The sequence below is a fragment of the Gammaproteobacteria bacterium genome, from assembly GCA_029882975.1.
GTDB lineage: Bacteria > Pseudomonadota > Gammaproteobacteria > SZUA-152 > SZUA-152 > JAJDNG01.
In genome coordinates, this window is sequence record JAOUJW010000012.1 from 52,273 (window position 1) to 66,098 (window position 13,826).

Genomic DNA, 13,826 nt, shown 5'->3' on the forward strand with positions numbered 1-13,826 from the left:
ATTCCCAACATTAAGTTTAGTACTGGTTAACAGAATGGCTTAGCGGAAATTAAGTGCGTGTCTCTTAGGTCGATACTGGGTCCAGGTAAGCATGGACTACGTTTCGCAGTAAAAAAATAATAAAAGCCGACAGGAAAGAGTAAAGTTTTGTCTCAAAACTTGCTTTTGTTATTAATGTATAGGAAAAACAGGTACTTAGAATGAGTATTTTAACAGGAAACAAAACTGGTTACACCTTGATCAAGGTCAAAAGGGTACTGGTTCTTTTATTATTTTTTTGCTTATCCAACAATGTATTTGCGGGTCGGGGGATAAATTCCCTGCCGTTTTCAGAAAGCTTTGATTCCAGCACCTACGCAGGAGACCTGCTCTGGGTCGACGGAAACTTGAATGCATCTCACTCATGGACGCAATCCGGCTGGTCCGGAGGCGCTGCGCAGTTTATACCGCCGATTGGTCAGGAAGGGTATTCCGGTTTGGGGGCCTTTAATGGTATCAACGATAATGGCGCCCAAATTACCAGGATAAATGTGAGGTTTTTGATTTATCACAGCAGTGGTTTTATTCCGGGCAATAGCGGTGTGAATAAACTGGTAATAGTGAGAAGAACCGGCGGTGCACGCCCAATGTTATTGAGTAACTATTATCCCCAGGGTAACTCAAGATACATGTCCTACGGAGCCTGCGATGGCACAGATTGCGCCTACCAGGGTGGCGGTTCGTGGCCGGATGGTACTGATCAGTTACGTATTGGCGATGGTCCCACCTATCGCAGCAGAGAATGGATTAGCATGGAATTTGAAGCCGACCTGGTTGCAGGCACGACAAAATTGTATGTTTATACGACAGATGGACTTTTGTCAGGATTATACACCCAACAGGTCATTCCTCAAGGCGGCGTGATAACAGATGTGGATATAATTGGCGGCTATTTTGGAAATTCGGCGAATTTTTCCACTACCACAGTAAACAACTATTTCATGATTGATGAGTTAGTTATTGATAATAGCTACATAGGACCGCCAGCGGGTTTTTTGCAAAACCCGCCGCCGTCAGCCCCAGAAGTCACTGACGTACGGTAAATTGATTTATGGATTATCAGAGCGAGCGAAACAATATGAGTATGATTTCTGTTAAAACAAAAGTGGTACTGTGTTGTATTTTGGGTTTGTTTTTAGGTGCCTGTTCGGAAGCAGACGTCAGTCCTTTTTCCGGTGGCCCTGGAACTGCAACAATAACTTGGTTAGCGCCAACAACGAAAGTGGATGGAAGTTCGTTGAATGCCGGGGAAATCTCTTCGTATAACGTATACTACGGTGAGTCAACGCAAAACCTGATTTTAGCGGCATCCTTGAACTCCGGTTCCTATGAGCACACCATTAGCGATCTGGCTCCAGGAACTTATTATTTTGCGGTTACTGTTTCGGATACAAACCAGAACGAAAGTTCTTTTTCCAACATTGTTAGTAAAGTAGTCGAGTAAGCAACCAATAAACCCCGTCGGATCCAGGATCCGGCGGGGTTTTTTTATGCCTGGAAATAGGCTCTCGGTGCAACTGATTTTATGAGCCATCCGACATGTACCGTGCTAGAATGCTCTTTCGCCGGCGGCAGGCAAGCCGTTTCAAATTCGTACCAAATCTTAACTTATTATAGAATATAAAAAATGAGCGTACTAAGAGGCATGGCCAGAAATATTTTTTCGAACTGGGCCGTACTCATTATCAATATCGTCATTTCCTTTTTTCTGGCGCCATACGTGGTCAATAAACTGGGCAATGTGTATTACGGCATTTGGACTGTTGTAATGCAATTTACCGGTTATCTTTATCTCATGGATTTCGGTGTGCGGGAGTCAGTGGTACGCTACACGTCGAAATTCAACGCCACGGGCTCTAAAAAGCTTCTCAATCAGATTTTAAGCACCGGGCTGGTGATGTATTCAGCTGTGGCGATCGCGTGTATGTTGATCGCGCTGCTGGGCGCTGTTCTGTTTCCGTACGTATTTGCTACCCCTGAGGAGTTTTCAGCTGAAATTCGCCTAGTGGTATTGTTAGTTGGTGCCACCATCGCACAGACATTCCTGTTTAATGTATTTAACGGGATTCTTATGGGGGTACACCGGTTCGATTTGGGTAACATTGTCAATGTACTGGTTTCATTTGTGCGATTGGGATTGGTGCTTTGGGTGCTTTCCTCCGGTCATAAAATAGTTGCTTTGGCAAGTGTGCAATTACTTGTTGGCGTGATTACCGGCATCTGTATGATGATTCTCGCGAAAAAAGAGCTGGATAAACTTGGATTGGCCTTTAAGTTTGTCATCAAAGGCAAGAAGAGGTTCTTGGCGCATGCCCGGCGGCTCTTTAACTACAGCAAATATGTCTTCGTTATCAATATCGGACAAAAAATAATATTTACCACAGACGCGATTCTAATTGGGCTTTTTATGCCCATTGCCAGCGTAACATTCTATGCGATTGCCGGTAATTTAATTGAATATTTAAGAAATTTAATTTCAGCAACGGCTTCAGTGCTCAATCCACTGACCAGTCATTTCAGTGCCAAAGGCGAGGAACACAAAGTTAGAGAGCTCTTGGTCAATGGTGGCCGATTGAGTTTGTTTATAGGGCTGCCGGTTGCGGTTGTTTATATGGTTTTGGGACAAAAGTTTATTGAACTATGGATGGGGGGGCAATACGCAGAGACATCGGGTGAGGTGTTGTTTGTTCTGGCCCTAACCATGGCGCTGGCATTTCCCCATCATACAATGTGTATGATTCTATACGGGTTGAGCAAACACAGTGTTCTTGCGTTCTGGAAAGTCATTGAGGCTCTATTCAATATCGTGTTGAGTATTGTTTTGCTAAATTATTACGGATTGCTTGGTGTGGCGCTGGGGACAGCATTGACACATGTGGTAGTGGCTTTGCTTATTCTACCACGCATCGTATGTAAGGAAATCCAATTGCCGCTAGCTTCATACTGGTTCAGAGTGTATTGGCGCCCGTTCGTCGTTACAATTCCGCTAGTGCTCGTTGCATTGTGGATTCAGCAGAATCTTCAGATAGATTCGCTGTGGTTGTTCTTTATCTATGTTGCGGTGTTGTGCTCTTTTTATGTGGGGCTCGCCTTTTTCATCGTACTTCTCCCTGAAGAACGCCAAAAGGTAGTTGCTAAATTGCGTGGTGTACAGAAAAACAGGACAACATCCGAAACTTGATGCTTCTTATGCCATTAGGATGTCTGCGTGGCAAAAATATTGTCGTAGACCTCCATGGTTCTTTTCACGTTCTCATCCAGAGTAAAGTTGCTTTGCAAGCGCTCAAAACCGTTCTTGCCAATGGTGGCCGCGTATTCCGGATCCGACAACAATTTATCCAACGCCTCGCTTAATAGACCCGGTTCGCCAGGATCCACCAGAATGCCGGATTTACCGGATTCAACCACTTCTGTCGGTCCCCCGATAGTTGTAGAGACCAAGGGTTTGGAAAGCGACATCGCCTCCAGGGTAACGATTCCGAAAGGCTCGGGTAGAACGGAAGTGTGCACTACCACATCCATGAGATTCATGTAATCGATGGGGTTGGTTTGAAAACCGGTGAAAATGACGTTTCTTTCTATGCCGGCATCCGAGATAATTTTCTCCAGCAATTCCTTATAAGTTTGATCTGCAGGTGGTGCGTCACCAACCAGCATGCAACGAATGTTAGGATATTTTTTTACCAGTTCTACAGTAGCACGAACAATGGTCTCCTGGCCTTTCCACCACTTCACGTTGCCGACGACACCGATAATTGGGGCATCGCTTTCAATGTCGTACTTTTTCCTCAGTTCATCGGCTTGTTCTTTAATAACATAACGTTTTAAGTCTACACCGCAGTGAATGACATGAATATTGGGGTATGTGAGTCCCAACTTGGTCATATTGTCCTTAATAACATTGGACAGGCAAATAATGGCATCCAGGCGTTTACCAAAATACTGCGATGTTCGGGAGAATCTGGGATTTATTCCCATTTCATGGGTCAGGCAGGGAATTCCCTGCATTTTGGCCGCCAGCATCCAGGTATGATTACAAACAATGGAGTTGTTAACATTGACCAAATCAATTTTATTTTCTCGTAAAAAGCGAGCATAACGCCGTGCCGGTAGGTAAAACTTTTTGAAGAAATTAATCGGCTTCTTGATTAATGCTAATGTGGTGTCGAGAAATTTTACGCCGAAACTGAACGGCTTGGGATTGTCAAAAATGTGTGTTTCAATACCAGCGTCCCGTAGTTGGGGAATAAGAAAATTATCGGTATGAAATCCTACTACAGGTCGATACTTTTCCGGATCAAGCGCATTAACCAGATCAACCATCAAATAGTAAGAACCTCCGACAGTTCCATCTACATTACCTTCCACATATAATACTTTTCGTTGCATACAAGAATACCGTACGGTTACTGATTGAGTCCCAGTAAATCCATAATAAACAATGAGTTAAGGGTATATGGGGCTAGCCCTGGCGAGGCTGTGCCAACGCGTTGCTATTGTAACATAGAAGAATTTACAGGGTGAAAACAAAATTGGGACCTTGATGACGAACGGTTCTATATCAAGAATAAAGGATGCTTAAGTGAGCGATTCGAATAAAGTCTATTTAGCACACCGGGTTCAGGTGAATCAGTGAACATCATAAACAAAATATTTGTGTATGGCATTGATTGGTTAATTCTGCAATATCGGTTGCGAAAAAACCAGGTCAAACAGCAGAATTATCAACGTGCTGCAGTGATTGGGAAAAACTTCTGCAAGAGCAAGTATAACAAGCTGCTGGGAAGCCAATTCGTTCTCTACAATCGTTCTGCGCGTGATAAAGTCAGTATAGGTGATAATGTTACTCTGGAATGCAAGCTAAATTGTAATTCGGGTGCTACGGTAAGTATCGGCGATTATACGTCTATTCGCGAAAACAGCGTCATAAATTGTGATAACAGGATTCAGATCGGCAGCTATTGTTTTATTGGCAACGAAGTGTTGATTCAGGACAACGACAGCCACCCGATCAGTGCGCAAGCCAGAAAAGAGCAGGCTCTGAAATACGTCGGTGGGCCATCCGATACCTTAGAGGCGCGCAATGAGCCTATCATTATTCAGGATTGCGTTTGGATAGGGACCCGGGTGATTATATTAAAGGGTGTTACCATAGGTTACGGTTCCATCGTCGGCGCAGGCTCAGTGGTAACCCGAGATGTTCCTGAGATGTCTATTGTTGCAGGGAACCCGGCGAAGCTTATAGCTCGCATAGAGAACTGAGTCTGTCTGGTAGAGAAATGAAAAAAAAGATTAAGGTGTTGCAGATTATCCATAGTCTGCATATTGGCGGTGCTGAAAAAGTGGTCGTCGATATCGCTTCCATGGCGGATTCAACTGAATTTAATGTGGTGGTTTGCTGCATTAAGGAAGGCGGGGTACTGGCCGAAAAGCTGGAAGATATGGGCGTTTCGGTCATCGTCGCCCCAAAGATAGGATCTGTACGGTATACCCGGATCATTCGCGGTTTGTACCAGGTGATTCGGGAACAGCAGCCGGATATCATTCACACTCATGGAGATATTTCCCTTATCGATACGGGGCCGGTCTATCTATACGGTCTTTTTCGACCGTTTCCCAAATGGATTCACACGTTTCATTTTGGCAACTATCCTCATATCAAAAAGCGATATTTGTATGCTCAAATGTTGTTTTCCAGATTTGTGGATCGTCTTGTCGCAGTGTCGCATTATCAAAGTGGTTTGCTGCAGCAATACATGAAGATACCCGGACCAAGAATTCAGGTTATCGAAAACGGGGTAAACCCTAATCCCTGTCGAGATGACCGGGAGTTGGTGATACGCAAGAAGCAGGAGTTAGGTATCCCCGAAGGCAAGATCGTTGTGGGATCTATTGCTGTATTGACTGTTCAGAAAGGGATTGTCTATTTTCTGGAAGCGGTTAAGGAAGTTATTGATACACACAAAAATGTACATTTTATCGTGGTAGGAGGGGGGCCATTGCAAAAAGAACTTGAAGCCAAGGCAAGGGCTTTGGGTATTCAGTCTGCAATATCCTTTGCCGGTTGGCGTTCCGATGTAATGGAGCTGTTTCCGATGATAGATATTTTTGTAATGCCCTCTTTATGGGAGGCATTTTCAGTGGTTTTGATTGAAGCCATGGCGGCCGGCAAGATGATTATTGCCACAGATGTTGCTGACAATGCCAGAGTAATTGAACATAATGTGAACGGTATTATTGTTGAGCCCAAATCTGCGCACCAACTTTCAAAGGCAATAGGATCGTTGCTGGAACATCCACAGATGTACCGGGAGTTTGGTGACAAGGCATTCAAAAAATTTGAACAAAACTATACAGTAAATAAGATGATAGGAAAATACGAGGTCTTATTCGCAGAGACAGTTGTCTAAATTTTTCCCGTAAGTTTATACCAGAGTAAAGCCAGCAATTCGTGCACGGCATGATCCGATACGGTAATGAAATAGGCAGAGGGTAGGTTTTGGGCGGCGAAAATGTTTTGTTTGGATAGGTAGTGGGTTGGTACTGCCACAGGTTTCAAGCCTTGTTTTTGGAAGGCGTAATAGGCTCTAGGCATATGCCCGGCGGATGTGATTAAGTAAAAATTGTGAGTACTTATTTGTGATGAACAATTGACGGCGCTTTCAAATGTATTGCTCGATTTGGTTTCGGTGTCTATGTTTGCAGCTGGAATACCGGTTGCGATCAGAGCCTCTTTTAATAGTGAAGGTATTTGTGCGTTGCCACTGATGATGAAACGCAAGTTGGTGTTTGAACTGTATAGTTTTCTTGCTTCCAGAACTCGGTATGCGGATGCGGAATTAATGCGGCTTAACGCGGGTTTGGATGGATCAGCTTCAGCAAAACCGGTTAGAATAACGGCGATATCGGCATCAATTTTGGCGGTAGCGTTGTCCGGAATGTGGAATTCCAATTGATTCAGTAAAAAGTATGCAAAAGGGCCATAACCGAATAACAGATAAGAGCTCAACGTAAATCCTAAAAATAGCCTTTTTGCCGGAAAATTTTCAAATCGCTTAAAAATGAGCAGGATAAAACTAACAACTAAAAGAACGGTAATAAAATGCGATGGGAGTACGATAAACTCTAAGAATTGCAGCATGATCGAAAATCCGGTTTTGACAATAGGTCTGTAGTTTACTTTATATTAGAATACCATAAAGGTTTCTCTGACGATATGTCGAAAAGTGCGTAACGTATTGTTTTAACAGTAAAAATACTTTGTTTTGTTTGTGCTATGCTGTGCCAAGCGGCGAACGGCGGGGAAAAATGAATGCATGAAATGCACGTAAGAAAATTAAATGACTCACAGCTTGAGGAATTTAACGTAGAGTATGTTAATGAACAAAGGTGGGGATACATAAAAGCCTGCCTGGACCGGGATTTTGGGGACGGGAAATTCAATTTCGTGGATATCGGCGGCGGAAATGGTTTGTTTGCCGATAAAATTTTGCATGAGTATCCCAATTGCACAGGTACTGTATTGGATTACTCCGAGCTGTTATTGAGTGAACAGTGAAAACTCGCGAAAACGGATCATATGCGACTCCGTGGAAAACTTGGCAGGCTATAAAGAAGAAAAAGGCTGTTATGACGTAGTTTTTTTTAACTGGTTGTTACACCATCTGGTGGGTGATTCCTATTCTGAGACTATAAAAAACATTAAGTCATGCATTTCTGAAAGTAAGCACCTATTGTCGGCCAGGGGCAGGATCTCCATCTTTGAAAATAACTACGATGGTATTTTGATAGATACCTTACCAAGCTACATGGTTTTCCAATTGACATCCATGAAAGCCATTGCACCGATTACCCGAAAACTTGGTGCTAATACAGCGGGTGTAGGCGTATGCTTTCTGTCGCGCAAATCCTGGGAGCAAGTGATTCAGGATTCCGGTCTCTCATTACAGGATTATTCGGAAGAGTTAAAAAGGACTATTCCGTTTCATAGAAAATTGTTGTTGCATTTGCGAGACCTGAATATAGGGCATTATTGGTGTGGTGTGAATAAATAAATGCGCAGTATTGTTAAACGCTCAATAACGGCACTGTGTCTATTACTTACTTCACCTTTAATACTGATGGTCAGACTTGCCAGAGTTTTTCGATCAGAAAAATTGTTTTTAACCTATGGCAGCTTTTTGTCTTTGATTCCGGGTACAGTCGGCAGCTATATCAGAGTGGCTTATTATTTGGGAACACTATCCAAAATGTCACCCGATGTCGCTATTGGCTTTGGTAGTTTCTTCTCACGATCCAATGCCAGTGTAGGGGATAATGTATCTATAGGAGCCTATTGTATATTGGGTAGTGTGGACATTGAGAATAATGTACTGATTGCCAGTCGTGTCAGTATACCCAGTGGGCGCCATCAGCACGGTGATTTTGAGTCGCAAGACAGAAGCGGAAAAAACGCGTTTGGGCAGATCCGGATCGGTCAGAATACCTGGGTGGGTGAGGCGGCAGTTGTGTTAAATACAGTAGGTAAAAACTGCATTGTGGCCAGTGGAGCGGTTGTTGTGAAAGAAATGCCGGATAATGTCTTGGTTGCGGGAAATCCCGCCTCCGTTAAAAAACAGATGGCGGCTTCGGGGTGACGGACACTACCTGGAAACGAAAGGCCAACAGAGTTATATCCCGGAACCAGTAGAAGCTTACCCGGACAATCAGTGGTAATGATGAGGTTTATATGGTTGATAAAATGAATTCAGGCGGAATTCTTATTGCTTTACATTTTGGTTCGAATATTGGTTATGCTATTGCGCCACTGGAAAAGACCTTCTATTTGATGGCTTTGGAACTTACGGGAGATGCATCCCGGATTCATTTCAGTTATCAAAACCTGGATAAAGGAATGCCGGAGTCTCTGCCGCAAGGATTCTCAAACGTCATTACACTTAAGACCCGCAATGCCTCAACGGAAGACCTGGAGTTTATAAAGAAGTACATAACAGAACACGACATTAAATGGGTGTTCGGATTTGATCTCCCGGTTAGTCTTCCGGTGTATAAGCCAATGCGGGATGCGGGAGTAGAAAGAATAGTGTCTTATTACGGTGCTCCACTTAGCAGCATTAATCGTGGAATGAAATTATTGCTTAAACGGATAGAGGTAGGGCTAAGACCGCATAAACCTGATCATTTTATATTAGAGTCTATCGCTATGCAGAACACGGCAGTGTTCGGGCGAGGCATTCGTGCAGCTGATACCAGCGTGGTCAATCTTGGCGTGGACACGGATAAATACAAACCCGATAACGATTTGGCCGATTATGCATACAGTGAATTCTCTATTCCAAGAGATCAAAAAATACTGTTTTATTCCGGTCATATGCAGGAGCGCAAAGGGGTGGATGTTATCATTAAAGCCATTACCCATTTGGTAAACACTAAAAAGCGCTCTGACGTGCACATGTTATTGCTGGGTAATAAAAATGATGAAGAAAAACGGTTTTATCCCATATTCGAAAACACCCCGGCACAGCAACATATTACCTTTGGGGGTTACCGGTCGGATCTTCACAAACTCATGGCATCCTGTTATTTGGGAGTGATTGCTTCCAATGGATGGGACTCGTTTCCGAGATCGGCGATCGAAATGGGTGCCAGTGGGTTGCCTTTGCTGGTATCCAACTTTCAAGGACTGACAGAGACCATTGTTGAGGGCAAGACCGGATACACCTTTCGAACCAGCGATCACGTGGATTTGGCTGACAAAATAATAGATCTTTTGGACAACAACAATGTGCGGGATCAGTTCTCCCAAAATGCACGAGAGCGCGCAGAAAGGCAGTTTACCTTAGATGTTCAGTTGAATAATCTTGTCGAGGTAATGCGGAAAGTCATAGTCTGACTTTCCGCATAATATTGGCCGGCCGAAACTAATTGATTGAATCAATTACGGGCGGGCTGGGTGCCACCGAGTCTGCTGTTGGCTCGTAGAGGCGCCAATTATCCCAGTATTGCATGCCGTTAGAGCTGTTCATGCCGGTTGTATAGCTGGTGAGAATAAGCTTGTTCATGCTGTAGTTGGTGGCTTCCCGCAGGTTCAATCCACTATGATCGATTACGAGTTGGTTGTTAACCCAGAATTGCACTATCCCATCACTAACGTTGGGCGTATTGAGTTTTACGTACAATTTCAGCTTATCCCATTGCCCAAGCCGCAACGCAACCGGGGTGGTAACAGCGTTTTGATCCAGACCGAAAAACCGCCACGAGTCTATATAGGAATGAACAATTCCGTAATTTAAAGTGCCCGGAAATATGGCGATATACACCTGGTACCTTCTTTGGCGAGTTTCGTCTGTAAGGTTGATGATTGCCAGTTTATGTTCCAATCGACCCGTTAGTTCGTATCCGGGATCTATTTTTGAATGGAATTCCAAATAGACCTCATCCACTTTGTCTAGATTTACAGTGCTGTAGTCCCCAAAAAAGTGCTCTCTATAGTTGTCACCATTAAAGGTTCCGGCAACCAGGGGATTCATCGCGCAGTAGGTTCCGCTTTGGCAGTTTTGATCGGTTATTCCCACGGAGCCAAATCCGTTCCATTCGGATGTGTTTCCTGTTTCGAAATCAGATGTCCATGGTAACCCGGACTCGGCAAAACAGACCGAGCCCATGGTTAAAAAGACTATTAAAGCAAGAAATTTTAATTGAATCATATGAGTCCTACTTTTTGCTGTAGCTTTACAGATTGTGATTATCATAGCGCCATCCATTCTTCTATTGTACCAAATGTGACATGGTATTGGATAAGGAGCTTTCATTACCACTGGTATCAACCGCCGTCATACTGAAGTAGTAAGTGGAATTGACCAGCAAATTGTTTACCACAAATGATGTCAAGCCTATGTTATTCACGGTTACCGAGGTAGTCATATTGCCTGGGGAAGTGCCATAGTAAATTCTGTACCCGGCCAGATCGGTTAGCGCTGATCCGTCTGCATTGGTTGTCGGTGGTGTCCAACTAATGGTTGCACTACCGGTTGCACTGCCGGCGACTACGTCTATGGTAAACCCCGGTAAAGACGTAGAAGCCTGCCCATCACTTACTGTGATGGTTATCGTTGTGGTGGCGCCTAAATTCGCAGCGGACGGGGTTCCTGTAATAGAACCGTTGCTGGGATTGAAGCTAAGCCAGGATGGAACGCCGGTTGCGGTGAAAGTCAGATTGTCTGCGTCCGCGTCACTGGCAACAGGCGTAAAACTGTACACCGTACCTACTGAGGCCACCGCAGGCGGCGTACCGGAAATAGAAGGTGCACTGTTAGCCGGACCGGTGTCGTTGTTGGTGATGTTCACCGTTGTGGTCGGTGTAGAACCCAGTCCCCAGCCTGTTGAAGGTTGTGACAGCTGAACCTCAAAGGTTTCGTCGTTTTCAACCAAAGCATCGTCAATGGTTTGGAACTGAACCGTTTTGCTGCTTTCTCCGTTCAGAAATACCAGTTCGGTCCAGCTGGCTCCCACGTAGTCAACGGTATGTACTGCACTAACACCCTGAGTGCCATAGCTGACGGATGCCTGTCCACTGCTGTTGGTTCGGCTGATGGTAACGGTAACTGTCTGGCCTTCGGTTACACTGTAACTGGAGGAGGAGAAATTGAACTGGCCAGTGGCTGTAATTGGGGATACGGTGATTGAAAATGCGTCTAAGGGAGTGGTGTGTGTGCCATCAGAAACTGAGATAACAATAGACGGAGTTGTTCCAATGTTTGCAGCGCCTGGAGTGCCGCTGATGGTACCTGTTGTGCTGTTAAAACTTAACCAGGAGGGAAGGTTGTTGGAAACTGAAAAAGACAAGTTGTCCCCATCAGCGTCCGAAGCGGTGGGTGTGAAAGAATAGCTGCTGTTTTGTGTAACGGAGATAGTGGGTGCTCCACTGATAACAGGTGGCGTGTTGGTGTCTTGCTGAGAATTGTTGGCGGGTTTGGTATCGTCACCGCCGCAAGCTGCTAAGAAAAGAAAAAAAATATATATAAAAATAGACTTCATATTTGTAGCCACGTCATAGATCCTCTACGGTATAATTAATACTTAACTACCTATCCATCAATCACAAACCCGCTGTGACTGTTAAAGACAGCCAATCGCAAGTCTTAGCGTTTATTTATAGGCAATCTTAAAAAGGAAGAATGGCGATGTGTTCACAAAAGTATTTTCCTATTGAAAAACTGTGAACAGCACAACTTTTATTTTTGAGGATGTTCTCGTTCCTATGTTTTCTTAGATAAATCTTCCATTGCTGTGCTAGTAGCAGGATTCGCACCATTTAATACTATTCTTATTAAATCAGTAGCTTAACAAACAATATGAGGTGTGCGACCGCAATGTTCTAATACAAAAGTGTTTCGCTTTTGCGACACAAAAAAGGATAAACACTCTAACTTATTGATAATTCGCTAGAAAGCGATGTCGCTGTATTGCGACAGTGGTTGCAGTGGTTGTCAAAAATTCTGTGACGGCGAAATGTTTCGATTGAGGAGTTGGCCGCAAATTGATGCTAGTTTACTTTTGATGCTATATGAGATATTCACGGATCTGAGGGTGGTTTAGGAAATCTGCGGGACTTGCACTGTAACCGTAGGCGCCTGATTGATATACAACGACCAAATCTCCGATTTCCGTGCACGGTACTCGCAGTTTGTCTGCGATTATGTCCAGAGGCATGCATAAACGACCGACAATAGTGGCGGTTTCCGATAGTGGCTGTGCGGCTTTATTACCGATTATGACCGGATAGTTTTTTCGAATCACCTGGCCGAAATTACCCGATGCCGCCAGATGCTGATGCAGTCCGCCATCAGTGATTAAAAATGTTTGCCCACGCGATACTTTTTTGTCCAGCACCTTTGATACATACAGTCCGGCCTCACCCACTAAGTAGCGGCCGAGCTCGAGAATGATTTTCGGGAAACGAATCTGTGACATTTTTTTGTGTAAATATTCAGCAATGGGTTCCAGTTGTAAATGCCTATCGCCGGGAAAATAGGGAATACCGAACCCGCCGCCGATATTAAGGCTTTCTATGGGTTCTGCCCAAGCTTCGGCCAAGCGGTTTGCGAGTTGGAATGTATTTTCCTGTGCATCAATAATGGCAGTGTGACTTAGATTTTGAGAGCCGGCAAAAATATGAAAGCCATTCAGACTCATTTGCCTTGCCTTCATAAACTGCAATGCCTGTGGGATTTGTTCTGCATCTATACCAAATTGCTTTGCACCGCCGCCCATACTGACGCCCGAACTCTTGAGCTCAAAATCCGGATTTACTCTCAGCGCGATATGAGCCGGTTTCGCCATTTGGTCGCATAGCTCAGCAATAGTAAGCAGCTCGGTATGGGACTCAGCATTGATAACAATGCCTTCGGATATAGCCAGCTCCAACTCAGATTTGTCTTTGCCAGGACCGGCAAAACTAATGTTGGATCTGTCTATATCGGTTTGTAATACTTTTTTTAATTCACCCGCTGAGGCGACATCAAAGCCATCCACCAACTCAGACATATAATTCACCAGTTGCTGCATTGGGTTGGCTTTAATGGCGTAATGTACATGTACATCAGAGGGAAGCAGTTGCCGGAGTCGGGAAACTCGTTGGGCAATGACTTGCTTGTCGTAAACATAGAATGGGGTGCTACCGAACTGTTTGCTTAACTCGGTGATAGAAAATCCGCCCACATGAATTTCATTCTCTCGGATCGAAAATTGGTCCATACGGGCATGGACAGGCAGTTCCCGTTTCATCA

The 13,826-nt window shown here is 44.3% G+C and carries 14 protein-coding genes; 9 read left to right on the forward strand and 5 right to left on the reverse strand.

The window, feature by feature from the left end; all coding sequences use genetic code 11:
• The first annotated feature begins 200 nt into the window (after positions 1–200).
• The 3 genes from OEY58_10655 to OEY58_10665 all read left to right on the forward strand — a co-directional run bounded on the left by OEY58_10655 (position 201) and on the right by OEY58_10665 (position 3,220).
• Positions 201–1,082, forward strand: coding sequence for a hypothetical protein (locus OEY58_10655; GenBank protein ID MDH5325912.1), 882 nt, complete (start codon positions 201–203; stop codon positions 1,080–1,082).
• 8 nt (positions 1,083–1,090) lie between these two features.
• Positions 1,091–1,483 carry a fibronectin type III domain-containing protein gene (locus tag OEY58_10660; GenBank protein MDH5325913.1) on the forward strand — a complete coding sequence of 131 codons (393 nt, stop codon included), beginning with the start codon at positions 1,091–1,093 and terminating at the stop codon, positions 1,481–1,483.
• Between the two features lie 183 nt (positions 1,484–1,666).
• A complete protein-coding gene (locus OEY58_10665; GenBank protein MDH5325914.1) occupies positions 1,667–3,220 on the forward strand; it encodes an oligosaccharide flippase family protein in 1,554 nt (517 codons plus the stop codon).
• 14 nt (positions 3,221–3,234) lie between these two features.
• On the opposite strand, the gene OEY58_10670 is transcribed toward OEY58_10665, so the two are convergent.
• Positions 3,235–4,428: a glycosyltransferase family 4 protein gene (locus OEY58_10670; GenBank protein MDH5325915.1), complete on the reverse strand. Its 1,194-nt coding sequence runs from the start codon at positions 4,426–4,428 to the stop codon at positions 3,235–3,237.
• A gap of 591 nt (positions 4,429–5,019) precedes the next feature.
• On the opposite strand from OEY58_10670, the gene OEY58_10675 reads away from it, so the two are divergent.
• Entirely contained in the window at positions 5,020–5,301 is a 282-nt protein-coding gene (locus OEY58_10675) for a hypothetical protein (GenBank protein ID MDH5325916.1), read from the forward strand.
• A 17-nt stretch (positions 5,302–5,318) separates the two neighbouring features.
• Complete coding sequence (locus tag OEY58_10680; GenBank protein MDH5325917.1) at positions 5,319–6,449, forward strand: glycosyltransferase family 4 protein; 1,131 nt, start codon at positions 5,319–5,321, stop codon at positions 6,447–6,449.
• Here OEY58_10680 and OEY58_10685 read toward each other — a convergent pair.
• Positions 6,446–7,180 carry a YdcF family protein gene (locus OEY58_10685; GenBank protein MDH5325918.1) on the reverse strand — a complete coding sequence of 245 codons (735 nt, stop codon included), beginning with the start codon at positions 7,178–7,180 and terminating at the stop codon, positions 6,446–6,448. The two genes, OEY58_10680 and OEY58_10685, sit on opposite strands and share 4 nt — an antisense overlap.
• A 171-nt stretch (positions 7,181–7,351) precedes the next feature.
• Here OEY58_10685 and OEY58_10690 point away from each other — a divergent pair, with 171 nt between their 5' ends.
• The 4 genes from OEY58_10690 to OEY58_10705 all read left to right on the forward strand — a co-directional run bounded on the left by OEY58_10690 (position 7,352) and on the right by OEY58_10705 (position 9,931).
• The gene (locus OEY58_10690) at positions 7,352–7,597 is read left to right on the forward strand and encodes a methyltransferase (protein MDH5325919.1); all 246 of its coding nucleotides are present in this window, start codon (positions 7,352–7,354) and stop codon (positions 7,595–7,597) included.
• Positions 7,587–8,093: a hypothetical protein gene (locus OEY58_10695; protein ID MDH5325920.1), complete on the forward strand. Its 507-nt coding sequence runs from the start codon at positions 7,587–7,589 to the stop codon at positions 8,091–8,093. Before OEY58_10690 ends, OEY58_10695 begins: the two co-directional genes overlap by 11 nt.
• Positions 8,094–8,675, forward strand: a complete 582-nt coding sequence (locus OEY58_10700; GenBank protein MDH5325921.1) for an acyltransferase — start codon at positions 8,094–8,096, stop codon at positions 8,673–8,675. It begins immediately after the preceding gene.
• Positions 8,676–8,767: 92 nt separating this feature from the next.
• Positions 8,768–9,931 carry a glycosyltransferase family 4 protein gene (locus OEY58_10705; protein MDH5325922.1) on the forward strand — a complete coding sequence of 388 codons (1,164 nt, stop codon included), beginning with the start codon at positions 8,768–8,770 and terminating at the stop codon, positions 9,929–9,931.
• Between the two features lie 28 nt (positions 9,932–9,959).
• Here the strand turns inward: OEY58_10705 and OEY58_10710 are convergent, their stop codons facing one another.
• The 3 genes from OEY58_10710 to OEY58_10720 form a co-directional block, all read right to left on the reverse strand.
• A complete protein-coding gene (locus OEY58_10710) occupies positions 9,960–10,745 on the reverse strand; it encodes a hypothetical protein (protein MDH5325923.1) in 786 nt (261 codons plus the stop codon).
• Positions 10,746–10,806: 61 nt separating this feature from the next.
• On the reverse strand, positions 10,807–12,087 hold the full coding sequence (locus tag OEY58_10715) for a putative Ig domain-containing protein (GenBank protein MDH5325924.1): 1,281 nt from the start codon (positions 12,085–12,087) through the stop codon (positions 10,807–10,809).
• A 513-nt stretch (positions 12,088–12,600) separates the two neighbouring features.
• Positions 12,601–13,824 (reverse strand): pyridoxal-dependent decarboxylase, exosortase A system-associated, encoded by a 1,224-nt coding sequence (locus OEY58_10720; GenBank protein ID MDH5325925.1) that lies wholly within the window; start codon positions 13,822–13,824, stop codon positions 12,601–12,603.
• Positions 13,825–13,826 lie beyond the last annotated feature (2 nt).

Excerpts from the sequence above, each read along its gene's own strand:
- OEY58_10655 (MDH5325912.1), top strand. The coding sequence starts at position 201 with ATGAGTATTTTAACAGGAAACAAAACTGGTTACACCTTGATCAAGGTC.
- OEY58_10660 (MDH5325913.1), top strand. The coding sequence starts at position 1,091 with ATGGATTATCAGAGCGAGCGAAACAATATGAGTATGATTTCTGTTAAA.
- OEY58_10665 (MDH5325914.1), top strand. The coding sequence starts at position 1,667 with ATGAGCGTACTAAGAGGCATGGCCAGAAATATTTTTTCGAACTGGGCC.
- OEY58_10670 (MDH5325915.1), bottom strand. The coding sequence starts at position 4,428 with ATGCAACGAAAAGTATTATATGTGGAAGGTAATGTAGATGGAACTGTC.
- OEY58_10680 (MDH5325917.1), top strand. The coding sequence starts at position 5,319 with ATGAAAAAAAAGATTAAGGTGTTGCAGATTATCCATAGTCTGCATATT.
- OEY58_10685 (MDH5325918.1), bottom strand. The coding sequence starts at position 7,180 with ATGCTGCAATTCTTAGAGTTTATCGTACTCCCATCGCATTTTATTACC.
- OEY58_10690 (MDH5325919.1), top strand. The coding sequence starts at position 7,352 with ATGCATGAAATGCACGTAAGAAAATTAAATGACTCACAGCTTGAGGAA.
- OEY58_10700 (MDH5325921.1), top strand. The coding sequence starts at position 8,094 with ATGCGCAGTATTGTTAAACGCTCAATAACGGCACTGTGTCTATTACTT.
- OEY58_10705 (MDH5325922.1), top strand. The coding sequence starts at position 8,768 with ATGGTTGATAAAATGAATTCAGGCGGAATTCTTATTGCTTTACATTTT.
- OEY58_10710 (MDH5325923.1), bottom strand. The coding sequence starts at position 10,745 with ATGATTCAATTAAAATTTCTTGCTTTAATAGTCTTTTTAACCATGGGC.
- OEY58_10720 (MDH5325925.1), bottom strand. The coding sequence starts at position 13,824 with ATGAAACGGGAACTGCCTGTCCATGCCCGTATGGACCAATTTTCGATC.